The organism is Enemella evansiae (assembly GCF_002250705.1).
In the GTDB taxonomy this organism is placed as follows: domain Bacteria; phylum Actinomycetota; class Actinomycetes; order Propionibacteriales; family Propionibacteriaceae; genus Enemella; species Enemella evansiae.
The window spans coordinates 154,167-178,638 of sequence record NZ_NMVP01000033.1 but is presented as its reverse complement, the minus strand read 5'-3'; the positions used below and the strand labels follow the sequence as shown (position 1 = coordinate 178,638).

The window sequence follows — 24,472 nt, the reverse complement described above, 5'->3', positions numbered from 1 at the left end:
CCAATAAAACGGAAATCCGAAAGGAAACCCACATGACCCCCATGGAAATCGCCGGCTCGGTGAACATGATCGGCGCCGGCCTGGCGGCCATCGGCTCCGGTATCGGCGTAGGCCTGATCTTCGCCTCCGTCATCCAGGGCACCGCCCGTCAGCCCGAGGCCCGTGGCGCCATGATGGGCACCGCCTGGATCGGCATGGCCATCGTCGAGGCCCTGTTCATCCTGGCGCTCGCCTTCGCCTTCGTCATCAACTGATCCCACCGAGGCTGTCGAAAGGACGACGATGATGGTGCCGATGGCAATCAACCTCGGCCCGCTCGCGCCGGCCCACCTCTCCGAGGTGATCATGGGTATCATTCTCATGATCCTCATCTACCTGGTGCTGCGGGCGAAGGTGGTGCCCGCCTTCGAGAAGATGTACGCCGAGCGTGCAACGGCCATCCAGGGCGGGATGGAGAAGGCCGAGAAGGCGCAGGAGGAGGCCGAGGCCGCGCTGCGCCAGTACCAGGAGCAGCTCGCCGAGGCGCGCCAGGAGGCCGCCCGGATCCGGGAGGACGCCAAGAACGAGGGCGCCCGGATCAAGGCCGAGATGCGTGAACAGGCCGAGTCCGAGTCCGCTCGGATCGTGGCCAACGCCACCGCCCAGATCGAGGCGGAGCGTACCCAGGTGGTGAACCAGCTGCGTACCGAGGTGGGCGGCCTGGCCACCACCCTGGCCGGTCGGATCGTCGGGGAGTCCCTCGATGACGATGAGCGGGCCCGGCGCACGATCGACCGCTTCATCGCCGACCTCGAGTCGCAGCCGAACCGGGATTCCGCGGGCCAGGGGACGGGGTCGCTGTGAGCGCCCCCGTGAGCTCTGCCGAGGAGGCCCGGCTGGGTTCCCTGGATCGCGTCCTGGACGCCCAGGAGCCCAACTCGACGCTGGCCGGTGAGCTGTTCGCGGTGGTCGATGCGGTGGAGGCGCAGCCCGGTCTGCGTCGCGGCCTCACCGACCCCGGACTGTCGGTCGACCAGCGCAAGGGGCTGGCCCGGCAGCTGCTCACGGGCAAGGTCTCCGACCAGGCGGTGCGTCTGGTCGAGGAGACCGCGGCCCTGCGCTGGGGCGGCGGGCGATCCTTCGCCGCGGCGCTCGAGCGACTGGGCGTACGCGCCGAACTGCGGGCGGCCCAGGCCGCCGGGCAGCTCGACGACACCGAGGACGAGCTGTTCCGCTTCGCCCGCACCGTGTCCGGTGACCCGGGACTGGTGGAGACGCTCGGCAATCGCAGCGTGCCGGCGGCGCGGCGCGAGACGCTGGTCACCCGGCTGCTGGACGGCCGCGTCAACGAGGCCACCCTGGTGCTGGCCCGGCGTGCGGTCGGTTCCCGCAGCGGCAACTACGGCAACACGATCGAGGACTACCTGGGCCAGGCGGCGGCGCTGCGCAACCGCGGCATCGCCACCGTGCACGTGGCCCAGCCGCTGAGCAGCGAGCAGCACGAACGGCTGCGCGCGGCGCTCAGCCGGCAGGTGGGCCGCGAGGTCGATCTGCAGGTCATCGTGGACCCCCAGGTCCTCGGCGGCGTGCGGGTCCAGCTCGGTGACGAGGTCATCGAGGGCACCGTGGCCGGCAAGCTCGATCAGGCGCGGCGCAGGCTCGGCTGAGCCGGCGTACGCCCCCAACAACAACTAGACCAACGCAACTGGGAAACGAGAGCAGGGACGCAACGATGGCGGAACTCACAATTCGTCCGGAGGAGATCCGGAACGCGCTGGACTCCTTCGTCCAGGACTACACGCCGGAGACCTCCTCGCGCGAAGAGGTCGGCACCGTGGTCACCTCCGGTGACGGCATCGCCCGGGTCGAGGGCCTGCCGTCCTGCATGGCCAACGAGCTGCTGGAGTTCGAGAACGGCGTGATGGGTATCGCGCTGAACCTCGACGTCCGCGAGATCGGCGTCGTGGTGCTCGGCAACTCCGAGGGCATCGAGGAGGGCTCCAAGGTCAAGGGCACCGGCGAGGTGCTCTCGGTGCCCGTCGGCGACGGCTTCCTCGGCCGCGTCGTGGATGCGATCGGCAACCCGATCGACGGTCTCGGCGAGATCACCCCGATCGACGGCCGCCGGCAGCTGGAGCTGCAGGCCGCCGGCGTGATGGATCGCCAGGAGGTCCGCCAGCCGCTGCAGACCGGTATCAAGGCGATCGACGCGATGATCCCGATCGGCCGCGGCCAGCGGCAGCTGATCATCGGTGACCGCAAGACCGGCAAGACCGCGATCGCGCTGGACACCATCATCAACCAGAAGGCGAACTGGGAGTCCGGTGACCCGACCAAGCAGGTGCGCTGCATCTACGTCGCGGTCGGCCAGAAGGGCTCCACCGTCGCCGAGGTGAAGGGTGTCCTCGAAGAGGCCGGTGCGATGGACTACACCACCATCGTGCACGCCCCGGCGTCCGCGCCGGCCGGCTTCAAGTACCTCGCGCCCTACTCGGGTTCCTCGATCGGCCAGCACTGGATGTACCAGGGCAAGCACGTGCTGATCGTCTTCGACGACCTGACCAAGCAGGCCGAGGCGTACCGGGCGATGTCGCTGCTGCTGCGCCGCCCGCCGGGCCGTGAGGCGTACCCCGGTGACGTGTTCTACCTCCACTCCCGTCTGCTGGAGCGTTGCGCCAAACTCTCCGACGAGCTGGGCGCCGGCTCGATGACCGGTCTGCCGATCATCGAGACCAAGGCCAACGACGTGTCGGCGTTCATCCCGACCAACGTCATCTCGATCACCGACGGCCAGATCTTCCTGCAGTCCGACCTGTTCAACGCCAACCAGCGGCCCGCCGTGGACGTGGGCATCTCGGTGTCCCGCGTCGGTGGCGCCGCCCAGGTGAAGGCGATGAAGACCGTGGCCGGCACCCTGAAGATCAACCTGGCGCAGTACCGCGACATGCAGGCGTTCGCGATGTTCGCCTCCGACCTGGACGCCGCCTCCCGGCGCCAGCTCGATCGCGGTGCCCGGCTCACCGAGCTGCTGCGTCAGGGCCAGTACCACCCGTACCCGGTGGCCGACCAGGTCGTCAGCGTGTGGGCCGGTACCAACGGCTACTTCGACGACGTGCCGGTGGACGACGTGCTGCGCTTCGAGCAGGAGCTGCTCGATCACCTGCGGCACAACACCAACATCCTGACCACCCTCGGTGAGACCAACAAGTTCGACGACGACACCGCGAACGCGCTCGGCACCGAGATCGACAAGTTCAAGCAGGGCTTCCAGACCTCGGACGGCAAGATGCTGAAGGCCGGTCGCGAGGAGCACGAGGCGCTGGAGTCGGATGAGGTCGATCAGGAGCAGATCGTCAAGCAGAAGCGGGGCTGATACCAGATGCCAGCCAGTCTTCGTGAGCTGCGGTCGCGGAGGAACTCGGTCTCCACGACCAAGAAGATCACCCGCGCGATGGAGCTCATCGCGGCGTCCCGGATCGTCAAGGCCCAGCAGCGGGCCAATGCGGCGGCCCCGTACGCCCGCGAGCTGACCCGGGCGGTGTCGGCGGTGGCCACGTTCTCGAACGTGGACCATCCGCTGACCACCGAGAAGGAGAACCCCTCCCGGGCCGCGGTGCTGCTGATCACCTCCGACCGCGGTCTCGCGGGGGCGTACAGCTCCTCGGTGATCAAGCAGGGCGAGCAGCTGACCGAGCTGCTGCACGGTGAGGGCAAGGAGGTCGTGCCCTACCTCTGCGGACGCAAGGGCATCGGCTTCTACCAGTTCCGCAACCGCTACGTGGAGCAGACCTGGGACGGGTTCTCCGATTCCCCGACCTATGCCAATGCCCGGGAGATCGCCGACGCGCTGATCGGGAAGTTCCTGACCCCGACCAGCGAGGGCGGGGTGGATGAGATCCACATCGTCTTCACGCGGTTCGTCTCGATGATCACCCAGCAGCCGACCGTGATCCGGTTGCTGCCGCTGGAGGTCGTCGAGGCCGCGGAGCCGGTGGAGGATGAGGACACCTTCCCGCTCTACGACTTCGAACCGGACGCCGAGACGGTGCTGGACGAGCTGCTGCCGCTCTATGTGGCCAGCCGGATCCAGTTCTGCCTGTTGCAGGCCGCGGCCTCCGAGCTGGCGAGCAAGCAGCGTGCGATGAAGTCGGCGACCGACAACGCCGAGCAACTGATCGAACGTCTGACCCGTGAGGCGAACCAGGCCCGCCAGGCGCAGATCACCCAGGAAATCAGTGAGATCGTGGGTGGCGTGAACGCGCTGGCCGACGCGACAGCAGAGAGTGAGTGAGAGATGACCGCCACCGTCAACGATGCCAACAGCACCGAGGGCAAGGACATCCAGATCGGTCGGATCGCGCGAGTGATCGGCCCGGTCGTCGATGTCGAGTTCCCGCCGGACCAGATGCCCGACATCATGAACGCGCTGCACGTCGATGTGGAGACCGACGGCGAGAAGCGCACCATGGTGCTCGAGGTCGAGCTGCACGTGGGCGACAACATCGTCCGCGCCATCTCGCTGAAGCCGACCGACGGCCTGCGCCGCGGCCAGGAGGTGCGCGACTCCGGCGCCCCGATCACCGTGCCCGTCGGTGATGTCACCAAGGGCCACGTCTGGAACGCCACCGGCGATGTGCTGAATGCCGACCCGGCCACCCTGCAGATCGACGAGCGCTGGCCGATCCACCGCGAGCCGCCGAAGTTCGACGCGCTCGAGTCGAAGACCGAGATGTTGAACACCGGCATCAAGGTGCTCGACCTGCTGACCCCGTACGTGCAGGGCGGCAAGATCGGCCTGTTCGGCGGCGCCGGCGTGGGCAAGACCGTGCTCATCCAGGAGATGATCTACCGCATCGCGCACAACTTCGGTGGCACCTCGGTGTTCGCCGGTGTGGGGGAGCGGACCCGTGAGGGCAACGACCTGATCAACGAGATGGAAGAGGCCGGGGTGTTCAAGGACACCGCCCTGGTCTTCGGCCAGATGGACGAGCCGCCGGGCACCCGGCTGCGGGTGGCGCTGTCCGCGCTGACCATGGCGGAGTACTTCCGCGATGTGCAGAACCAGGACGTGCTGCTGTTCATCGACAACATCTTCCGGTTCACCCAGGCCGGTTCGGAGGTGTCCACCCTGCTGGGCCGGATGCCGTCCGCGGTGGGTTACCAGCCCAACCTGGCCGACGAGATGGGCCAGCTGCAGGAGCGGATCACCTCGGTCCGGGGTCACTCGATCACCTCGATGCAGGCCATCTACGTGCCCGCCGACGACTACACCGACCCGGCCCCGGCGACCACCTTCGCCCACCTGGACGCGACCACCGAGCTCTCCCGAGAGATCGCCTCGCGTGGTCTCTACCCGGCGGTGGACCCGCTGACCTCGTCCTCGCGGATCCTGGACCCGCAGTACATCGGTCAGACCCACTACGACACCGCGGTGCAGGTCAAGCAGATCCTGCAGCGCAACAAGGAACTCCAGGACATCATCGCGATCCTGGGTGTCGACGAGCTCTCCGAAGAGGACAAGATCGTCGTCAACCGGGCCCGCCGGATCCAGCAGTTCCTGTCGCAGAACACCTACATGGCCGAGAAGTTCACCAACGTGCCCGGTTCCACCGTGCCGCTGGAGGACACCATCGAGGGCTTCCAGATGATCTGCAACGGCGACGTGGACCACATCGCCGAGCAGGCCTTCTTCAACGTCGGTGGCATGGACATGGTGATGGAGAACTGGGACAAGATGCAGAAGGAGGGCTGATCCGGATGGCCGACACCCTGCAGGTCAAGGTCGTCGCCGCGGACCGCGAGGTCTGGTCCGGTGAGGCCGACCAGGTGATCGCCCGGACCAGCGAGGGCGACACCGGCATCCTGCCCAACCACTCGCCGATGCTGGGCGTGCTGGTGCCCAGCGCGGTGGTGATCTTCGCCACCCACGGGGAGCGGGAGATCGTGGCCGTCGACGGCGGCTTCATCTCGGTCGACCACAACCGGGTCTCGATCCTCAGCGAGTACGCCAAGCTGGGCGAGGAGATCTCCCTCGACCAGGCCGAGAAGGAACTCGCCGACGCCAATCGCAAGATGGACGAGGGTGACGACTCCGAGGAGACCCGCCGCCACTACCTGCGCGCGGCCGGCCAGCTGAAGGCCGCCCAGAAGCGACAGGGCAGCAACACCCTCGGCTGAGCATCGAACCAGCCGGCCGACAGGGCCGCCGTACCCACCCGGGTGCGGCGGCCCTGTCGCGTGTGTGGGGTCGGACCGGATCGATCGGTGGCTGGCCGGATCGTTCGGCGACCGGTGAGACGGTTGCTTGTCGCCCTCATTTTTGTCTTTGGCCAATGGGGTGGCTAATGTGCCGCTATGGGGTGGGAGATCATTGCCGAGCTGGTGATTGGTGCCCTCCTGCTCGCCTGCCTGATCCCGCTCGTCTGGCTCTTCCTCCGCCGCCGCTGGCTCTCCCGCCAGGGCGGCATTTTTGATTGTGCGTTGAAATCCCCGCAGGGTGGCAGCCGCTGGGCGCTGGGAGTGGCCCGGTACCAGGGCGAGGACCTGGAGTGGTTCCGGGCGCTCTCGCTCTCGCTCCGCCCCAAGGTGCGCTTCCGGCGTACCAGCACCACCGTGGACACCCAGCGCCACGCCCAGCCCGGTGAGATCGAGGTGCTCTACGGTACGCCGCGGGTCGTGCGCCTGGAGTCCACCGTGCTCGTCGGCGGCCAGCACAGCTGGGAGCTGGCGATGGCCCCGGAATCGACCACCGGCCTGCTCTCCTGGCTGGAGGCCGCACCGCCCGGGATCGGCCGCTTCCAGCAGTGACGCCGAGCGCGCCCTACTTGCCGTTTTCCCTTTCGGGGAAGAGTTCCCGGCCGAGCGCCCAGTAGAGGGCGACCATCACCCCGGCCATCGCCGGGCCGCCCCACCAGTCCTGCCGGCCGGAGGCCTGGACCAGGGCGCAGAGCAGGCCGAAGAGCAGGGTGAGCCCGACGCCGACCCGGAAATAGGTCACCGGTCGCCGCCGGGGACCCAGAGCACCTCGTCGTCGGTGCCGTTGACCGCACGGCTGGCGATGAACAGCAGATCCGAGAGCCGGTTCAGATAGGTGACCGCGATCGGGTTGACCCCGCCGGGGCGGTCGTCGTCGGCGGGCACCTCGTCGGTGCCGTACGCCTCCAGCGCCAGCCACGCGGAGCGTTCCGCGCGCCGGCAGATGGTCCGGGCCAGATGCAGCTGGGCGCCGGCGGGGTTGCCACCGGGGAGGATGAACGAGCGCAGCTTGGGCAGTGGGTCGCCGAACTCGTCGCACCAGCCCTCGAGCCGGTCCACCGAGGCCTGCTCGATCCGCAGCGGCGGATATTTCGGATCGGCGCGCAACGGGTTGGACAGATCGGCGCCGAGATCGAACAGCTCGTTCTGCACCACCGCGAGCGCCCGGGCGATCGGCTCGGCGATGCCGCCGGTGGCCAGGGCCACCCCGATCACCGAGTTGGTCTCATCGACATCGCCGTACGCCTGCACGCGCAGGTCGGTCTTGCGGGCCACCGACATGTCGGAGAGCCGCGTTTCGCCCCCATCGCCGGTACGGGTGTAGATCCGATTCAGCACCACCATGCTGCGACTCTAGCGCGGCGGACGCGCTGGCGGCGTACCCCGCTGGCTATGCTGCCCGGGTGAGTCTTCCCCTGCGTGTCCTGGCCGCCTCGGCCGTCGTTCTGCTGCCGCTCGGTCTGGTCGGCTGTGCGCCGTCGACGCCCGGTGGCTCGGGCGGTTCGTCGACCGGTGCCGGGGCGAGTGCTGCCGCCTCGGCGGGGCCGGGTGGCTGCGTCTACCAGCCGGCGGGGGAGCCGGCCAAGCCCGTCGATCCGCCGTCGACCACCGATGTGCAGACCACCGGTGAGGCGGTGTGGACGCTGACCACCAATCAGGGTCCGATCACGATCACCATGGACCGCTCGCGGACGCCCTGCACGGTGCACTCCTTCGAGTCGCTGGCCAAGCAGAAGTACTTCGACAACACCCAGTGCCACCGGCTGGTCGATTCCGGCATCTTCGTGCTGCAGTGCGGTGACCCGACCGGTACCGGCCGCGGCGGTCCCGGTTATCAGTTCCCCGACGAGGTCTCCAGCAGCGACCGCTACCCGGCCGGCACCGTCGCGATGGCGAACGCCGGTCCGGACACCAACGGTTCCCAGTTCTTCCTGGTGTACGCGGATTCCCAGCTGCCGCCCGACTACACCGTCTTCGGCCGGATGGATCAGGAGTCGCTCGGTGTGGTCGCCCGGATCGCCGCCGAGGGCCAGGACGGCTCCAGCCAGGACGGTTCCGGCAAGCCCAACAACGAGGCGCGGATCATCTCGGTCGCCGAGAAGAGCTAGCGCAGGCGGGGAGGTAACGTGGGTACGTACCTACATTGGGGGAGCGGTGATTACGACCATGACCGCCGGCGAGTTCAATCGAGACGTGAGCGCGGCCAAGCGGAAGGCCGCTGACGGTCCGGTGGTGATCACCGATCGCGGCGAGCCCGCATTCGTACTGCTCTCGATCGAGGAGTACCGCCGGCTGGGCGAGTGGGGCGCGAATCTGGTGGAACGGTTGAGCATGGATAACGACCTGGACGTCGAGTTCGATCCGGTCGACCTGCGGTTGCGGGTGCCTGAGGTGTGACGTACCTGCTGGGCGCCACTGTCCTCAGCGAATTCCGCAGCGATCGATCCCTGGGCGGCGACCACCGACGGTTGAGCCTCGGCGACATCCGTCTCAGCGCAGGATCCGCCGCTCGCGGGCGACCCGGACCGCCTGGGTGCGGTTGTCCACCCCGAGCTTGTCGAAGATGTGCACCAGGTGGGTCTTCACGGTCGCCTCGGAGATGAACAGTTCGCGGGCGACCTCACGGTTGCTCTGCCCGGTGGCGATCGCGGTGAGGATCTCCAGCTCACGGGCGGTCAGCGTGAGGTCCGGTGCCGTGGCTCGGGCGGCGAGCCGGCGTTCCAGTTCGGGTGCCAGGGCGCGTTCGCCACGGGCGGCGGCCCAGGCGGCTGCCACGATGTCGCTCGCCGCGGCGTCCTTGAGCAGATAGCCGGCCGCGCCGGCGTCGGCGGCCGCGGCCAGATCGGCATCGGAGTCGTAGGTGGTCAGCACCAGCACCGCCGGATGCGGCTCGTGGGCGGTGATCCGGCCGATCGCGGTCACCCCGTCCAGGACCGGCATCTGCAGATCCATCAGCACCACGTCGACGGCCGGCGGCGCGGGCCCGAAGAGCAGGTCGAGGGCCTGCTGGCCGTCACCGGCTTCACCGACGACGAGCACCTCCGCCAGACCGGGTACGCCGCTGCGCGCGGCCGGGTCGGTACAGACCGCCCGCAGCCCCCGGCGTACCACCGGATGGTCGTCGACCAGCAGCAACCGCAGCGTGCTCATCGGGTCGACCCCGCCTCGGTATCGGACGGCAGCGGTACCCGGATGCCGATCACGGTGCCGGCGCCGGGTGCGGACTCGACCTCGACCCGGCCACCGAGCTGCTCGATCCGCGCGCGTACCCCCGGCAGGCCGAAGCTGGCCGCCGATCCGGCCCGCTCCGGATCGAAGCCCGCACCGTCGTCGAAGATGTCGAGGGTGACGGCATCGCTCAGGAATCCCAATGTCAGCACACAATGCGCGGCCTCGGCGTGCTGGCGCACATTGGCCACGCTCGCCTGCGCGGCGCGCAGCAGGCCGGTCGCGATCGGCGCCGGCAGGCGGACCGGTTCACCGCTCACCCGCAGCTCGTACCGCGTGTCGGAGGCCGCCTGCTGCCGCTCCACCAGCCGCCGGACCGCGCTCACCAGGTCGCCCTCGGCCAGATCCGGTGGGGTGAGTTCACGGACGAAGCGGCGGGCCTCGCCGAGGTTCTCGGCGGCCACCTGCTCGATCTCGGTGAGCAGGTCGGCGGCGCGCCCCCGGCCGCCGGCGGTGTCGGTGGCGAGTTCGCTGCGGGCGCTGCGGCCCAGCAGCACCAGCGAGCTGAGGCCCTGGGCGAGGGTGTCGTGGATCTCGCGGGCCAGCCGTTCCTGCTCGCCGAGCCGGCCGGCCTCGCGCTGGCTGCGGGCGAGTTCGGCGCGGGTGGCGCGCAGTTCGGCGAGCGCGGCGGCGCGGGCCGCGGACTCGGCGTACAGGGCCTCGTAGGCGAGCGCGGCGACCACCGAGAACGCCGCCCCGACGATCGGCCCGAGCACCATCGCCACCTTCAGCCGGCCGGCGTGCGCGGCCTGGGCGGCGATCACCAGGATCGTCATCACCACGATCGCGATCACCGCATGCCAACGCCGCAACAGGTGCAGGTGCAGGAAGAACAGCGGGAACGCCAGCCAGGCGAACTCGGCGGCGAAGACCATCAGCAGCACCCAGCAGGAGGTGACCGCGGCGAGCCACCAGCGCGCCGCCCGCTGGCTGGTGAACCGGTTCGGCACCGAACCCCAGGCGTACGCCAGCGCGAACAGCACCGCGGTCGCACAGCCGAGCGCGACCCGCCAGCCGTCGCCGCCGATCGGGTCGCTCGGGTCCGGGCCGCGGAGCAGGCGTACCACCCCGATCACCAGCAGCACGGCGACCGCGCCGTGCAGGGCCTAGGCGAGCAGCCGCAGGGTGCCGCTGCGCTGCTCGGTCACGGTTCGGCCACGAATGGCCGCAGGCTCGAGGGGAAGATCTTCGGTTGGTCGGCGTGTACCCAGTGCGCGGCGCTCTTGACGGTGACCAGCCGGGTCCGCGGGAAGAGTGCATGCATCGCCTCGGTGAACTCCGGCCGGACGTAGTCGGAGTCGGCGCCGGCGATCCAGAGCACCGGCCCGGGCCAGGCGGGTTCGGTCGGTTCGACCCAGCCGCCGAGTTCGTCCATGGTGTCCCGGATCAGCTCGAGGTTGGTTTGCCAGCGCCAGGTCACCTGGCCACCGTCCTGCTCGCGGCGCAGGTTCTGCAGCAGGAAGGCGCGGACGCCGGGATCGTCGACGCCGTTGGCCCGCAGGTGCGCGTCGGCCTGTTCGCGGTTGCGCAGGCCGGCCAGGTCGAGCGAGCTCATCGCCTGCACGTAGCGGTGGAAGTCCCGCATCGAGCCGTAGCCGACGGGGGAGATGTCGACCACGCAGAGCCGGTCCACCAGCTCGGGGTGGCGCAGGGTCAGGTGCATCGCGATCTTGCCGCCCATCGAGTGCCCGATCAGGGCGACCTTGCCGCCCTCGCGGGTCGGCTCGGCCTCGATCGCGGCGGCGACCTGGTCGGCCATCGTCGGGTAGTCCATCGTCGCCGACCAGTCGGAGCGGCCGTGGTTGGGCATGTCCAGCAGCAGGCAGCGGTGGGCCGGGCCGCCGTCGCCGGCGGCGAGGGCGCGGGCGACCGACGTCCAGTTCTTGCCCTGCCCGAAGACTCCGTGATTGAACACCACCAGCGGCCCCGGGCCGTCGCCGATGCGGGTGGCGTGCAGCTCCATGATTCTCCTTGTCTGCTGGGAATGCTTGGGTCAGCGGCGCCGCTGCCAGCAGTGCTTGTGCCAGTGCCGGCGCTCGTCCATCGCCGAGGCGCTGCCGATCGAGGGCAACCGCGGCCACACCACCAGATGCGCGGTACCGGGTGGGATCGTGCCGCCACAGCCGGGACAGGTGTACGCCTTCAGCGCGCGCTCCGGCGGTACGCCGCGGACCAGCCACTGCCCGTCGGCGCGGGTCTCGGCCACCGGGTGGTTGCCGGACAGCGGCCGGTGTTCCCGGGTGTGCTTGGAGCGACGGCGACCGTTGGGCACTGTGGGCTCCGGTCAGGCCGCCGTCGCGCGGCGGAGTTCGTCGATCGCGGCGGCCGGATTCTCCACCTGGGCAAGCTGTTCCAGCAACAGGGCCGGGCGGTGGCCGGGCTCGGCGGTCTCGTCGAAGGTGCGCCGCTGCACGTCCAGGACGTGCTTCGGGCCGAGGGTGGCGAGCACCTCGAACGGCGGCGGCATCCGGCACCCCTCGACCATGCCGGTGTCGATGTCGTCGGCCGAGGCGTACCCGGTTTCGACCATCCGCAGGCAGTTGTTCAGGTATTCCGCGATCAGCCGGTCGGGCAGTTCACCGGCGCGGCTGCCCCGCGGCGGGGGCACCGGACCGGGATCCTCGGTGCCCTCTGGGGCGTACGAATAGAAGCCACGGTTGGCTTTGCGGCCGTTCCAGCCGGCGGTGACGAGCTGGCGGAGCAGGGACGGGGGAGCGGTGAGCCGGTCCTTGGTCTCGTCGTACATCCGCTCCAGCACGGCCAGGGTGACGTCGTTGCCGACCAGGTCGGTGAGGGTGAGCGGGCCCATCGGGTAGCCGGCCTGCTCGACCATCGTCTGGTCGAGTTCCTCCCGGGTGCAGAAGCCGTTCTCATAGAGCCGGATCGCCGAACCGAGGTAGGGCACCAGCAGTGCGTTCACGATGAAGCCGGCGCGGTCGCCGCAGACGATCGGGGACTTGCCCAGGCCGCGCAGCAGGTCGGCCATCCGGTTGAGGGTCGCTTCGCTGGTGTGCACGGTGCGGATCAGTTCGACCAGCGTCTGCACCGGGGCCGGATTGAAGAAATGTACGCCGAGCACGCGGCTCGGGTCGGCGACGGCCGCGGCGATCGCGGTGACCGAGAGCGAGGAGGTGTTGCTGGCCAGGATCGCGGTCTTCGGGGCGGCCGCGTCGACGGCCTGGAAGATCGTGGTCTTCAGCTCGAGGTTCTCGTTCACCGCCTCGATCACCAGGTCGGCGTCGGTGACGCCCGCCGCGGTGTCGGTGGTGAACTCGATCCGGTCGAGCAGCGCGGTCTGCTCCTCGGCGGTCAACTTCTCCTTGGCCACCGCGCGATCGGTGGACTTCTGCAGGATGGCTCGGCCGCGGTCCAGCGCCTCGTCGTTGTACTCGATACCACGCACGGCCAGCCCGGCCCGCGCGAACACCTCCGCGATCCCGGCGCCCATGGTGCCCAAGCCGATCATGGCGACGGTACGGATGGTGTTCTCGTTGTTCGGATCAGTAGTCACCCGCACGAGTCTATCCGTGCTCCGGGTGGTGGGGAGGTGGTTCGACCGGGGGTCAGACCATGATGGTGGTCACCCCGAGGACTGCTGTGCCGGGTGCCTCTCAGAGGGCGCGCTGGCTGAGCACCTGGGCGGCAACCTTGGCGCGGGAACGCACCCCGAACTTGTGCAGGATGTTCTCCACGTGTCCGTCGACGGTCCGGGTGGAGATCGTGAGCTGGTGGGCGATCTCCTTGTTGGACAGCCCATCTGCGACCAGGTCGGCGATCTGGGCCTCGCGCCGGGTGAGGCCGACCGGATTGGGCGCCGGCGTACCGCAGATCTTCGCGACCTCGTCGAGACCGGCGTTGACCGCACCGAGATGGTCCAGGCCGCTTGCCTCGCGCACGGCGCGCTGCCACGCTTCCGCCCCGAGCGCGGAGCGGGCCCGCTGCACGGCGGCGTTCCGATCCCCCTCGAGACCGGGACCGAACGAGGCGACGTGGGTGCCCAAGGTGCACCAGACCGCCTCGGCCAGGCCCTGCAGCCGTGCTGCCCGCTCGAAGTCGTGGGAGTCGACCGCGATGCACGAACCGAGGGTGAGGGTGTGCGCGATGCAGATCCCGTCGAGGTTCTCGGCCTGGATTTGTAGCGTCTCCAGGGTGGCCGTGCGCGCCGCGTCCAACTCACCCTGGTGCCACAGGGCGATCCCGCGAACCCAATAGACGTACGCCCGGAACCAGGACTCCCCGTTGCGGTCGCTGATCGCGATCAACCGCTCGGAGGTGCGCAGGGCCGCGGCGGGGGAGTCCCCATAGATCTCGGACAGCCCGAGCTGGAACAGCGCGGTCTCCAGCGCCGCTTCGTCCCCCAGCTCGGTGAAGATGGCGGCGGCCTGCCGGTAGTGCCGCACCGCCTCGGGGCCGTTGCCCCGGAACAGGTGCAGCAGCCCCGTCCAGTTGGCCACCTGACCGCGCAGGAACGCATCCGCCAGTCCCGCCGCCAGCGGCTCGGCCTCGCTCAGGTGCTCCTCGGCCAGTGCGTGGTCACCGCTGATCAGCGCCACCCAAGCGGCCACCCAAAGGGCCTCGGCGCGGTCGCGCCCGGTCACCTCGGGGGAGGCGAGCACCTGCTCCAGCCGGTGCCGTCCGGCCGGCAGAAACGCCCCGGACACCCAGTGGTAACGCAACAGGGCGCCGAGCTCGGCCGCTCGGTTCCCCTCGCCCGGGGTTGCCAGGGACCACTCCATCGCGGTGATCGCGTCGGCATGGTCGGCACGCATCAGGGCCAGACTGCGCTGCTGGTCGGGCCCCGCCCAGGTCCGCACCATGCCCCGAGCCCGCTCGAGCATCAGGTCGCGGTGACGCCGGTGCAGTTCTCCCGTCTCTGCGGCCTTGGCGGCCAACTCCGCACCGTAGTCACGAATGGTGACCAGCTGGCGATAGCGCATCCCCAACGGTGTCTGTTCGGCCAGCACGATCGACTTGGCGACCAGCGCATCGAGCAGGTCCAGCACCTCCTCGCGGCGGAGGGAACCGAAGCCGGCCACCGCCTCTGCGGCGTCCAAGTCACAGCCTGCGGTGAACACCGACATCCGGGCCCAGAGCAACTGCTCCGCCGGTGAGCACAGCTCGTAGCTCCAGTCGACCAGATTGCGCAGGGTCTGGTGTCGGGGGAGCAGCCCGCGGCCGTTGCGCCGCAGCAGGAGGAACCGGGCGTCGAGCCGGTCCAGGATCTGCTCCGCCGAGAGGCTGCGCAGCCGCACGGCCGCCAGCTCGATGGCCAGCGGCATCCCGTCCAGGCGCCGGCACAACTCGGCGATGGCGGCGCAGTTCTTTTCGGTGACCTCCAGCGGGCTGCCGGCCTGGACGGCCCGCTCCAGCAGCAGGGCGACTGCCTCGGCTCGGGTGACCGTGGCCGGGTCGCTGTCCCGCTCCGGCAGCTCCAGTGGCGGCACGGTGAGCACGTGCTCGCCCTCCAGCCCGAGCGGTTCGCGCGAGGTGGTCAGCACGTGTACGCCCGGGCAGCGGGTCAGCACGGTGAGCACCAGGTCCGCCGCGGATTCCAACAGGTGCTCACAATTGTCCAGCACGAGCAGCAGCTGCTTGCGGCCGAGGAAGTTGGTCAGCCGTTCGGTCGCATCCCGGTTGGTCAGGTCGGCGATCTCCAGGGCGGAGGCAACCCCCCACGGCACGTCGGTCGGATCAACCACCACCTCCAGGGCGGCCACGGCACAGCCGTCGGCGAACTGGTCGTCGAGGCGTCCGGCCAGCTCCAGCGCGAGCCGGGTCTTGCCGATGCCGCCGGGGCCGATCAGGGAGACGAGCCGGTTCTCGCAGATCAGCGACTCGGCCTGGGGCACGGTGCGGCCGCGCCCGATGAACCGGGTCATCGGAGCCGAGAGCTGCCCCATCGCCAACGGATCCACATCCTGTAGTGCTCGCGGCCCCCGGGCCGCACGGCCCCACCTCGGACCGCGTGCAGAGAATACGCGACCAGCCCCACCTGGGCGAGGGGTCGTTCCGTAGCGGGGCACGCGGATCCCACGCCGCTACCCGGGGGCACGGTCGAACAAAGACGGGTAGTTCTACGGGTACTCCTCCCCGCACCCGGTACCGTAACGTCAGTGTGAGCGAACGAACGACTCAAGGAGGAGTCCCGTGACGTTCTTCATGAATCGTCTGGCTCAGGTGCTGAGCGGCGAGGAATCGACCGAAGAGGTGCCGACTCCGACCCTGCGGCCGAGTCGGCCCGGCGCCGTGAACGAGGGTGTGGACAGACAGGTCGCACTGCGTTCGCTGGCCGAACAGCTGGTCTGCGAGGCCAATGCAGTGATCGATGACCCGGCAGCACATCTCACCCTGTATGACGAGGTGGGCGGCAATGAGTTGTCGTTCACCATCCGGTGCGGTGTGCACGCGGCGCGGGTCACCACCGTGATCGACTCGGCCGGCGCGCACGGGCAGATCGTCTCTGACAACCTGCCGAACGAGGAGCCCTACGAACTGATCGGCCCCGAAGCCCTGCCCGATCTCATCATTCGACTCTGCCTGGTGGCTGATCTGCGTAACCACCACAGAGCTCACCTGATCTGACAAATCGACCAACCCAAGGAAAGGAGGTCGGCGCATGCAGTACGAGCTGAAGACACAGGTCATCACGCCGCAGCGCCAGACATTCGACCACGTGGCCAAACGGTTCGGCGACAAGCCGGCCACCCGCTACCAGGAGGGCAGCTACTACCTCCAGCCGGTGGAGAACTTCCACTACCGGCCCACCTGGGCTCCGGACAAGGAGTTGTACGACGCGGACTTCAGCCGGTTCAAGCTGGTCGATCCTCACGACTACGCGGATCCACGGCAGTACTACTACACCCCGTATGTGACCAACCGTTCCCAGATGCACGAGGCGTTCGCGCGTTCGCTGGACTACGTGGGCGACCACGATCTGCTGGATCGCATGCCGCAGCCGTGGCGCGATCTGATCGCCCAGGTGGTGGTCCCGCTGCGGCACCTGGAGTCCGGCGCCCAGATGATCTTCTCGGGTGCCTGCCGGTTCTCCTACGGAACGACCATCGCCCAGTGCCTCGGCTACGAGGGGTTTGACCGGATTGGCAACGCGCAGTTGATCAGCCGGGTCGGCCTCGCGCTCGGCGACGGCACCGCCACGGTGCTCAAGTCGGCCAAGCAGGCATGGGTCGAGGACGACAGCCTGCAGGGGCTGCGGCGGATGGTGGAAATCCTGCTGGTCGAGCAGGACTGGGCGGTCGCCGTCATTGGCATGGACGTGCTCGACATGCTGCTGGACGCCCTGATCTACCGGCACCTGGACGAGGAGGCGATCATCGGCGGCGCCGGTGCCTACTCGCTGCTCGCCCAGCACATCGCCTCCTGGTACCCCGACCACCGCAAGTGGCTGGACGCGCTGTACAAGACGTGGCTGGCCGACCCCGAGCACGGCGACGCCAACCGGGCGGCGCTCAGCGAGGCGGTCTCTACCTGGCTGCCGCAGGCGGTGGACGCGGTCCGTGCTCTGGCCGAGCATGCGGACACCCTGGTAGACGTGGGCTGTGCGGGGGCCGTCACCGTCGCTGCAGAGAAGGCCGCCGAGCACTTCCGCGCCCTGGGCGTGGACGTCGACGGGCCGGGGGCCTGAGATGGCGGTGGATGCCTCCGAGCGCATTGTCAGCGTGGATCTGCAGGAGAACGAGGAGAACCGCGCGGTGATCGAGGCCATCGAGGCCGACAACGATCAGTGCATCGCACAACACATCCCGGGACTGGTCAAACTGCGGGCGCCGGGATACCTGGAGATCAACCGGGCCTCCGTGGAGGAGCGCCTCGGGCGGACCTGGGAGACACACGCATTTCAAATGGCCATCGTGAGCCTGGCCGGCAACATCAGCGAGTGGGATGAGGATCGGATCGTCATCTCCTGGGGCCGGCCGATCGAGGACGACGACGAGGATGAGGAGTACTGATCATGACCGACATGAAGGAAGCACCAGCTCGCAAGCCGGCCAAGAAGCTGTCGATGAAGCAGCGCTACTCGGCACTGACCCGGGACCTGGACTGGACCCCCAGCTACGTCTCCGAGGACGAGATGTTCCCGCACACCAAGTACGAGGGCATCAAGATCCACGACTGGTCCAAGTGGGACGACCCGTTCCGGCTCACCGTCGACGCCTACTACCGCTATCAGGCCGAAAAGGACAAGCGTCTCTACTCGGTGCTGGACGGGTTCGCCCAGGGACAGGGACATCTCACCCTGTCCGAGGCCAACTACCTGAACGCGATGAAGGTGTTCCTGAGCGGTGTGACCCCGCTGGAGTACGCGGCGAACCGCCACTTCTCCTACCTGGCCCGGCACTTCAACGGCCCGGGCCCCCGCTTCGCCGCACTGTGCCAGTCGATCGACGAGCTGCGGCACGCGCAGACCGAGATCCACACGCTGTCGAACTACAACAAGTACTACTCCGGGTTCCACAACTTCCCGCAGATGTTCGACCGGGTGTGGTACCTGTCGGTGCCGAAGTCGTACTTCGAGGACGCGCTGTCCGCGGGACCGTTCGAGTTCCTGATCGCGATCGGGTTCTCCTTCGAGTACCTGCTCACCAACCTGCTGTTCGTGCCGTTCATGTCGGGGGCCTCCTTCAACGGAGACCTGCCCACGATGACCTTCGGCTTCTCGGCCCAGTCCGACGAGTCTCGGCACATGACCCTCGGTCTGGAGGCGATCAAGTTCCTGTTGGAGCAGGACGAGGACAACGTGCCGATCGTCCAGGAGTGGGTGGATAAGTGGTTCTGGCGCGGCTACCGCGTGACCTCGCTCATCGCGCAGATGCTCGACTACATGCTTCCGCGTCCGGTGATGAGCTGGAAGGAGGCCTTCGAGCTCTACTTCGAACAGCAGATGCTGAACGGGCTGTTCCCCGATCTGGCGTACTATGGGATCCGCCCGCCGAAGCATGTGGAGCAGGCGATCTGGGAGAAGGACCACCTTTCCCACGCCACCCACAACGCGCTGTATCAGTTCTCGTTTGCGGCGAACTTCACCACTTCCACCCCAGACGCTGAACACTCCGCCTGGTTGGCGAAGTCCTATCCGGACAGCTACGACCAGCTGTACCGGCCGCGTTACGACAAGCAGGCCAAGATGGCCGCCGAGGGGAACCGGTTCTTCTACCCGGGTCTGCCTCAGCTCTGCCAGATCTGCCAGGTCCCCATGCTCTTCCCCGAGCACGGTGACCCCACCAAGATCTGCCAGCGCAGCAGCGAGTACAAGGGTGAGCACTACAACCTGTGTTCCGATGGCTGCCAGTGGATCTTCGAGCGCGAGCCGGAGAAGTACATCCAGGCCTGGATGCCGGTGCACCAGATCATGCTGGGCAACTGCGGTGGGCCGTCGGTGCCGGAGGTTCTCGACTGGTACGGCATGACCGAGGGCGACAACGGCGAGTACGTCGGCTCGGTGGACCACCAGAACTGGCAGAAGTGGCACACGCAGGTCGAGGACGTCGTCGGCGACTCCAAAAAGACCGAGGACGTGTCCGATCAGGAACCGTTCGCCACGTCCGTGAAGGAGGCCTGACATGGCGGTCAAATCATTGGGCACCTACGAGTTCGACTCCCGTTCCGCTCAGGCGTTGTACGGCGACGACATGCTCGTCCACGTCCTTCGTCGAGACAGCATGTTCTTCGCCTCCGCGGTCGCCCTGCGGGTGCCGCAAACCATGTCCTGGAAAGAGTTCGTGGACACCCAGGTCATTCCCTGGGCCAGTGCGGACCCGGACTTCAAGGCGGAGGGACCGTTCGTCTGGAAGCTGATCGAGGAGGACTTCGAGCCGGAGGATGACAAGTCCCTGGCCGAGCTCGGCATCCGGCACAAGAACACCGTCTCGCTCGACCTCGCGAAGGGATGAACCGATGACCGAGACCCACACCATCAGGGTGGAGCCGCTCGGTCGCGAGGTCCAGTGCCGAGAGGATCAGACGATCCTCGACGCCTGCCTGCGTGCAGGAGTGTGGCTGCCACACTCCTGCACGCACGGCACGTGTGCGACCTGCAAGGTGGACCTCCTCGACGGGGACGTCGATCACGGCGAGGCGTCCACCTTCGCCCTGATGGACTTCGAGCGACTGGAAGGGAAGACCCTCACCTGCTGCGCCAAGCCCGAGTCCGATGTCACCCTCGAGGCCGACATCGACGTGGACGAGGAGCTGGAAGTCTTTCCGGTGCAGGATTTCACCGGGACGATCGTCGAGCTCACCGACATCTCCGCCGACGTGAAACGGCTGAAGATCGAGCTCGACCGGGAGCTGGGCTTCAACGCAGGGCAGTACATGCGCGTCGAGGTGCCCGGGAGCGGCGGCATCGACCGCACCTGGTCGATGGCCAACTCGCCCACCGAGAACAAGATCGTGGAGTTCCAGGTGCGCCTGGTCCCCGGCGGACTTGGCACCGAGGGCTGGTTGTGGAAGAGCGCCGCGGAGGGCGACGAGGTCAAGCTGTCCGGCCCCTACGGACGGTTCGTGCTGCGCACCTGGGAGGAGGACAAGCCGATCGTGATGCTGGCCGGCGGTACCGGGTTGGCGCCGCTTGCCTCGATGATCCGGCACGCGCTGGAGAACGAGGCGTACGAGGGCGAGATCGTGTTGTACGCCGGCGCGGCGACCCGGGAGCATCTCTACGACGTGGAGGTGTTCCGCGAGCTGGCCGAGGAGTACGCCGATCAGTTCACCTTCCACGCCTGCGTTGCCAATGGGGACGGGGCCGACCGCGAGGAATCCGACGGCTACCGCGTAGGTTTCGTCAACCAGGTGATGGAGGCCGACTTCGAGAACCTCAAGGGTTACCAGGGTTACATGTGCGGCTCCCCGGGAATGGTGGAGGCCTGCCTGAAGTCGATGATGGGCAAGCGATTGTTCCCGCGCGACATCTTCCATGAGGACTTCTTCAACGAGGGGGACAAGGCGGCCGGGGTGGGGTCGCCGCTGATCAAACGGTGAGCCGCCTATCGTGGGGGCATGGAGTTTCCGCTGTTCCCGCTGGGCACCCTGCAGGTGCCGGGTGCGGTGCTGCGGTTGCAGATCTTCGAACCCCGCTATCTGGAGCTGCTCTCCGACCTGTCGGAGCTGCCGCCGGAGCGGCGGGAGTTCGGGTTGGTGCCGATCCGGCAGGGGCATGAGGTCGGCCCGGAGAACCTGCACGCGATCGCCGAGACCGGGTGCGCGGTACGGATCCTGAGCGCCCAGCCGGCGGGGGAGCGGATGCTGGTCACCGCCGCCGGAAGTTGGCGGTTCAGCATCGACCGGCTGCTCGACGATGCCGACAAGCCCTACCTGGTGGCCGAGGTGTCCCGGATCCGGGACCGGGACGTCACCCCCGGTGAGCTGGACGCGCCGGCGGCGAAGCTGCGCGAGGTGATGCAGGCGTACGCCGCCGCGCTCGGCGCCGATGACCTCGAGTTGCCGACCGCCCCCGACGAACTGGCCTGGCTGATCGCCCGCGACGGCCCGTTCCCGCTCAGTACCGGGGTGGCCCTGCTCGCCGATCCCGACCCGGTGCACCGGCTGCGGGTGCTGACCAAGGCGTTGCAGCACGAGACCGCACTGGTCACCCACACCCACAGCGTCCCCTTCCGGATGGACCGCAGCTGACCTCAGCCCACGTGGGCTGAGCGAGGGAAGAACGAGCGAGTCGAAGGGACCGCCCGATCCGGATAGGGTGTCCCGGTGCGTCTGCTGATTGCCCGTTGCCAGGTCGACTACGCCGGTCGGTTGACCGCCCATCTGCCGCCCGCGACCCGGCTGATCCTGGTCAAGGCGGACGGCTCGGTCTCGATCCATGCCGACGACCGGGCGTACAAGCCGCTGAACTGGATGAGCCCGCCGTGCACGCTGAAGGTCCGCGAGCCGGAGGCCGACGAGGCCGCGGTGACCGCCGACCTGGACGACCAGGTCAGCGAGGTCTGGGAGGTCACCGGCCGCGACGGTGACACCCTGCAGATCTCGCTGTTCGAGGTGCTGCACGATTTCAGCCACGAGCTGGGCGTGGACCCCGGGCTGCAGAAGGACGGCGTCGAGGCCCATCTGCAGGAGTTGCTGGCCGAGCAGCCGGCGACCTTCGGCGAGGGCTGGACCCTGGTCCGCCGCGAGTACCCGACCGCGATCGGCCCGGTTGATCTGATGTACCGCGACCCCGACGGGCAGCACATCGCGGTCGAGGTGAAGCGGCGCGGCGAGATCGACGGCGTCGAGCAGCTGACCCGCTATCTGGAGCTGCTGAACCGCGACCCGCTGCTCGGCGAGGTACGCGGGATCTTCGCCGCCCAGCAGATCAAACCGCAGGCCAAGGTGCTGGCCACCGATCGCGGCATTTCCTGTGTCACCGTGGATTACGACGCCCTGCGCGGCATGGACAATGCCGAGGACCGGTTGTTCTGAGCCCGATCAGCTGCGGTCGAGGCGGGGGATCAGCACCTCGCGGTAGAGCAGCAGCAGCGCGGCCGCGGTGGGGATGGCGATCAGCGCGCCGACGATGCCGAACAGCGCGCCGCCGGCCAGCGCCACGACGATGACCACCGGGCCGGGCACGTCGACCGAGCGGCGCATCACCCGGGGCTGGATGAAGTACGCCTCCAGCTGCTGGTAGAGCAGGTAGTAGGCCACGGTGACCAGGGCCTGGATCGGGCCGAGCACCGACAGCGCGACCAGGGCGACCAGCACCATCGAGATGTTGGTACCGATCAGCGGGATGAACGCGAACAGGGCGGTCATCACCGCCAGCGCCAGCGCGTACTTCCCGAGGCCGATGATGTTCATGAAGATGAACGAGCAGGTGCCCGAGCAGAGCACCACGATGAACATCCCGCTCAGGTAGCCACCGATCCGGCGGAACATCTCATCGGCCAGGTAGCGCACCCGGGGCCGCCGGGAGGCCGGCGCCAGCCGATAGATGGTGTCCTTGATCGAGGGCAGCGAGGCCAAGAAATACAGCGTCAGCACCAGGGTGACCACGATCGAGAAGACCGCGTTGGCGACCACCTTGCCGGCGCCCAGCAGACCGCCGAGCACGTTGTTGACCAGGTTCTCCCCGGACAGGAAGGTGGTGATCTTGTCGATGATCCCGAATCGCCGGTCGAGTTCGCTGATCTGATGGTTCTCCCGCAGCCCCTGCAGCAGGCTCGGCGCATTGGTCGCCAGGGTGGTGACCTGCTCGGTGAACACCGGCAGCACCGCGGAGCCGATCAGCACCAGCACCCCGAGGCTGAGCACGGCGACCACCAGCACTCCGACCCCGCGGCGCAAACCCTGCCGGTTCAGCAGTTCGACGAGCGGATTCAGCCCCAGCGCCAGATAGAGCGAGACCACGACCAGCACCAGCAGTGTCTGGACCTGGCCGAGCATCATCATCAGGGCGTACGCCACCACCGCGCCGAGGGTGCCGAAGAAGCCGATCGCGAAGGGCGACATCCGGGCCAGGCTGAAGCCGCGATCTGAGTCGTCGCCGGTCGGGACCGGAGGCGGCTCGGTGACCTCCTCGGCCGATCCCCGTGGTCCCTCGACGGTCGCCATCGCGCCCCGCTTCAGTCGGCGCAGCAGGCGGCCGGTGCGGCGTCCGTTCCGCTCCGGTTCGGATTCCGAGGGCTCGGGGTGGGCTGGGGTCTCGGTCATCGACGCGGTTGCCCGCCCTCACCCGTACGCCCCTGCGGACCCTGCTGGGGCTGCCGGTTCGTACCCGGCTGCTTCTGCCCCGTCCGCTGCTGGGTCGGCGGTGCGGACTGGGCCGATCGGGGGGCGGACTGGGCCGATCGGGGGGCGGACTGGGCCGACCGCGCGGACGGCGCGGACTGACCGGACGCACCGGACTGCCCCGACTGACCCGACTGACCCGACTGACCACCCGGACGCGGCGGGATCGGCTGCTGGGGTTGGGAATCCCGCGGCGTCTGCTGCTGGGGCCGGGCGTCGTCGAGGAACTGTTGCTGCTCGTTGGCGGTCTGGTCCGCCAGCGAGGACAGGCTGTTCAGCTGGGCCAGGATCGACTCCTTGCGCTGCAACAGCCGCTCGTTCTCGCGGTTCAGCTCATCGGCGCGCCAGGCGGCCTTCTGCTCGGTCTGCTGCATCAGCTCGGTGGCCTTCTGATGGGACGCGGCCAGATGCGCGTCACCCTCGCGGGCGGCCTGGATGCGGACCCGCTCCGCCTCGGCCAGTGACTCGGTGCGGACCCGGGTGGCGTGCTCGATCTCCGAGCTCAGCAACCGCTGCGCCTCCTCATGCGCCCGGGTGCTGTCGGCGAGCAGCTGCTGGGTGCGCTGGGTCGCCTCCTCGTGCTCGCTGGCCAACCGGGCGAGCAGCTGCTCACGCTCGGCGGCCGAGCTGGCGCGCACCTGTGCGGCCTCCGCCTCGGCGGTCTGGCGGATCGAGGCCGCCTCCCGGCGCGCCGCCTCGAGCATCGCACCGGACTTGCGCTGCGCCTCGCGGACCACGGCCTCGGCATGCTGCTGCGCGGAGACGACCAGCTGCTCGCCCTCGGCGCGGGCCATGCTGACCTGCTCGCCGACCTGACGCTCCAGGTTGGCGCGGAGCTGGCGCAGCTCGCCGATCGAGGTCATCCGGATGTCCTCGGCCTCGCGCTCGCTCAGCGCGCGGGCCTGCTGACCCTCCCGGCGCGCCTCCTCCTTGATCCGCGCGGCCTCGCCATGGGCCTTGTCGACCAGCTCCTTGGCCTGCACCTGGGCGATCCGCAGCATCTCGGTGGCATGCCCGCCGAGGTGGGTGTAGTCGGCGTCCTCCGGCCGCGGCGCGGGGCGATTGGTCAGCTCGCGGAGCTGTGTCTGCAACTGGGCGACCTGATCGCGGAGCTTGCTGCGCTGGCCCTCGAGATTGAGCACGTATTCATCGACGGCCTCGCGGTGATAACCGCGGCGGGCCGAGGGAAAGTGGCCGGCGGCGCTCGCGGTGTTGTCGAAAAGGCTCAGCCCCGATTCGTCACTCATGGTTCCTCCTCCGTACCCTGTCG

At 68.6% G+C, this 24,472-nt stretch carries 28 protein-coding genes; 18 read left to right on the top strand and 10 right to left on the bottom strand.

Annotation, left to right across the window (positions count from 1 at the left end):
• Positions 1-32: 32 nt before the first annotated feature.
• From BI335_RS14910 to BI335_RS14875, 8 genes are all read left to right on the top strand, one after another.
• Positions 33-254, top strand: coding sequence for an ATP synthase F0 subunit C (locus BI335_RS14910; protein ID WP_094355383.1), 222 nt, complete (start codon positions 33-35; stop codon positions 252-254).
• A gap of 31 nt (positions 255-285) precedes the next feature.
• Positions 286-843 carry a F0F1 ATP synthase subunit B gene (locus BI335_RS14905; protein ID WP_094428638.1) on the top strand — a complete coding sequence of 186 codons (558 nt, stop codon included), beginning with the start codon at positions 286-288 and terminating at the stop codon, positions 841-843.
• An 8-nt stretch (positions 844-851) separates the two neighbouring features.
• A complete protein-coding gene (locus BI335_RS14900) occupies positions 852-1,646 on the top strand; it encodes a F0F1 ATP synthase subunit delta (protein ID WP_166646689.1) in 795 nt (264 codons plus the stop codon).
• A 65-nt stretch (positions 1,647-1,711) separates the two neighbouring features.
• Positions 1,712-3,352, top strand: coding sequence for a F0F1 ATP synthase subunit alpha (atpA, locus tag BI335_RS14895; protein ID WP_094355381.1), 1,641 nt, complete (start codon positions 1,712-1,714; stop codon positions 3,350-3,352).
• Positions 3,353-3,358: 6 nt separating this feature from the next.
• Complete coding sequence (locus tag BI335_RS14890) at positions 3,359-4,270, top strand: F0F1 ATP synthase subunit gamma (RefSeq protein WP_094355380.1); 912 nt, start codon at positions 3,359-3,361, stop codon at positions 4,268-4,270.
• 3 nt (positions 4,271-4,273) lie between these two features.
• Positions 4,274-5,731, top strand: coding sequence for a F0F1 ATP synthase subunit beta (gene atpD / locus BI335_RS14885; RefSeq protein ID WP_094355379.1), 1,458 nt, complete (start codon positions 4,274-4,276; stop codon positions 5,729-5,731).
• 5 nt (positions 5,732-5,736) lie between these two features.
• Positions 5,737-6,156: a F0F1 ATP synthase subunit epsilon gene (locus BI335_RS14880; RefSeq protein WP_094355378.1), complete on the top strand. Its 420-nt coding sequence runs from the start codon at positions 5,737-5,739 to the stop codon at positions 6,154-6,156.
• 177 nt (positions 6,157-6,333) lie between these two features.
• Positions 6,334-6,786, top strand: coding sequence for a DUF2550 domain-containing protein (locus BI335_RS14875; protein ID WP_094428531.1), 453 nt, complete (start codon positions 6,334-6,336; stop codon positions 6,784-6,786).
• A 13-nt stretch (positions 6,787-6,799) separates the two neighbouring features.
• Here the strand turns inward: BI335_RS14875 and BI335_RS21575 are convergent, their stop codons facing one another.
• Positions 6,800-6,976, bottom strand: coding sequence for a hypothetical protein (locus BI335_RS21575; RefSeq protein WP_166646688.1), 177 nt, complete (start codon positions 6,974-6,976; stop codon positions 6,800-6,802).
• On the bottom strand, positions 6,973-7,578 hold the full coding sequence (locus BI335_RS14870; protein WP_094428529.1) for a cob(I)yrinic acid a,c-diamide adenosyltransferase: 606 nt from the start codon (positions 7,576-7,578) through the stop codon (positions 6,973-6,975). The genes BI335_RS21575 and BI335_RS14870 overlap by 4 nt, the downstream gene beginning before the upstream one ends.
• Before the next feature lie 59 nt (positions 7,579-7,637).
• Here BI335_RS14870 and BI335_RS14865 point away from each other — a divergent pair, with 59 nt between their 5' ends.
• On the top strand, positions 7,638-8,342 hold the full coding sequence (locus tag BI335_RS14865; RefSeq protein WP_229119613.1) for a peptidylprolyl isomerase: 705 nt from the start codon (positions 7,638-7,640) through the stop codon (positions 8,340-8,342).
• 58 nt (positions 8,343-8,400) lie between these two features.
• On the top strand, positions 8,401-8,631 hold the full coding sequence (locus BI335_RS14860; RefSeq protein ID WP_208109123.1) for a type II toxin-antitoxin system Phd/YefM family antitoxin: 231 nt from the start codon (positions 8,401-8,403) through the stop codon (positions 8,629-8,631).
• A 93-nt stretch (positions 8,632-8,724) separates the two neighbouring features.
• On the opposite strand, the gene BI335_RS14855 is transcribed toward BI335_RS14860, so the two are convergent.
• From BI335_RS14855 to BI335_RS14830, 6 genes are all read right to left on the bottom strand, one after another.
• Positions 8,725-9,384, bottom strand: coding sequence for a response regulator transcription factor (locus BI335_RS14855; RefSeq protein ID WP_094431838.1), 660 nt, complete (start codon positions 9,382-9,384; stop codon positions 8,725-8,727).
• A complete protein-coding gene (locus BI335_RS14850; RefSeq protein WP_229119611.1) occupies positions 9,381-10,547 on the bottom strand; it encodes a sensor histidine kinase in 1,167 nt (388 codons plus the stop codon). Before BI335_RS14850 ends, BI335_RS14855 begins: the two co-directional genes overlap by 4 nt.
• Before the next feature lie 59 nt (positions 10,548-10,606).
• Complete coding sequence (locus tag BI335_RS14845) at positions 10,607-11,425, bottom strand: alpha/beta fold hydrolase (RefSeq protein WP_094431835.1); 819 nt, start codon at positions 11,423-11,425, stop codon at positions 10,607-10,609.
• A gap of 30 nt (positions 11,426-11,455) precedes the next feature.
• Positions 11,456-11,734 (bottom strand): hypothetical protein, encoded by a 279-nt coding sequence (locus tag BI335_RS14840; protein ID WP_094431833.1) that lies wholly within the window; start codon positions 11,732-11,734, stop codon positions 11,456-11,458.
• A 12-nt stretch (positions 11,735-11,746) separates the two neighbouring features.
• Positions 11,747-12,973, bottom strand: a complete 1,227-nt coding sequence (locus BI335_RS14835) for a 3-hydroxyacyl-CoA dehydrogenase (protein ID WP_229119610.1) — start codon at positions 12,971-12,973, stop codon at positions 11,747-11,749.
• A gap of 100 nt (positions 12,974-13,073) precedes the next feature.
• Positions 13,074-15,362, bottom strand: a complete 2,289-nt coding sequence (locus BI335_RS14830) for an ATP-binding protein (protein WP_094431831.1) — start codon at positions 15,360-15,362, stop codon at positions 13,074-13,076.
• 247 nt (positions 15,363-15,609) lie between these two features.
• Between BI335_RS14830 and BI335_RS14825 the strand changes: the two genes are divergently transcribed.
• The 8 genes from BI335_RS14825 to nucS all read left to right on the top strand — a co-directional run bounded on the left by BI335_RS14825 (position 15,610) and on the right by nucS (position 21,894).
• Positions 15,610-16,044, top strand: coding sequence for a hypothetical protein (locus BI335_RS14825; RefSeq protein WP_094364609.1), 435 nt, complete (start codon positions 15,610-15,612; stop codon positions 16,042-16,044).
• 34 nt (positions 16,045-16,078) lie between these two features.
• On the top strand, positions 16,079-17,104 hold the full coding sequence (locus BI335_RS14820) for a ferritin family protein (protein WP_094431828.1): 1,026 nt from the start codon (positions 16,079-16,081) through the stop codon (positions 17,102-17,104).
• Between the two features lies 1 nt (position 17,105).
• Positions 17,106-17,429 (top strand): MmoB/DmpM family protein, encoded by a 324-nt coding sequence (locus BI335_RS14815; protein ID WP_094431826.1) that lies wholly within the window; start codon positions 17,106-17,108, stop codon positions 17,427-17,429.
• A 2-nt stretch (positions 17,430-17,431) separates the two neighbouring features.
• Positions 17,432-19,039, top strand: coding sequence for a YHS domain-containing protein (locus tag BI335_RS14810; RefSeq protein WP_229119609.1), 1,608 nt, complete (start codon positions 17,432-17,434; stop codon positions 19,037-19,039).
• A 1-nt stretch (position 19,040) separates the two neighbouring features.
• Positions 19,041-19,370: a phenol hydroxylase subunit P4 gene (locus tag BI335_RS14805; RefSeq protein ID WP_094431824.1), complete on the top strand. Its 330-nt coding sequence runs from the start codon at positions 19,041-19,043 to the stop codon at positions 19,368-19,370.
• A gap of 4 nt (positions 19,371-19,374) precedes the next feature.
• Positions 19,375-20,457, top strand: a complete 1,083-nt coding sequence (locus tag BI335_RS14800) for an NADH:ubiquinone reductase (Na(+)-transporting) subunit F (RefSeq protein WP_094431821.1) — start codon at positions 19,375-19,377, stop codon at positions 20,455-20,457.
• An 18-nt stretch (positions 20,458-20,475) separates the two neighbouring features.
• The gene (locus tag BI335_RS14795; protein ID WP_094431819.1) at positions 20,476-21,108 is read left to right on the top strand and encodes an LON peptidase substrate-binding domain-containing protein; all 633 of its coding nucleotides are present in this window, start codon (positions 20,476-20,478) and stop codon (positions 21,106-21,108) included.
• 75 nt (positions 21,109-21,183) lie between these two features.
• Entirely contained in the window at positions 21,184-21,894 is a 711-nt protein-coding gene (gene nucS, locus BI335_RS14790; RefSeq protein WP_094431817.1) for an endonuclease NucS, read from the top strand.
• Between the two features lie 6 nt (positions 21,895-21,900).
• Here nucS and BI335_RS14785 read toward each other — a convergent pair whose 3' ends face one another.
• Positions 21,901-23,124: an AI-2E family transporter gene (locus BI335_RS14785; protein WP_094431814.1), complete on the bottom strand. Its 1,224-nt coding sequence runs from the start codon at positions 23,122-23,124 to the stop codon at positions 21,901-21,903.
• Complete coding sequence (locus tag BI335_RS14780; RefSeq protein WP_094431812.1) at positions 23,121-24,449, bottom strand: coiled-coil domain-containing protein; 1,329 nt, start codon at positions 24,447-24,449, stop codon at positions 23,121-23,123. The genes BI335_RS14785 and BI335_RS14780 overlap by 4 nt, the downstream gene beginning before the upstream one ends.
• Positions 24,450-24,472 lie beyond the last annotated feature (23 nt).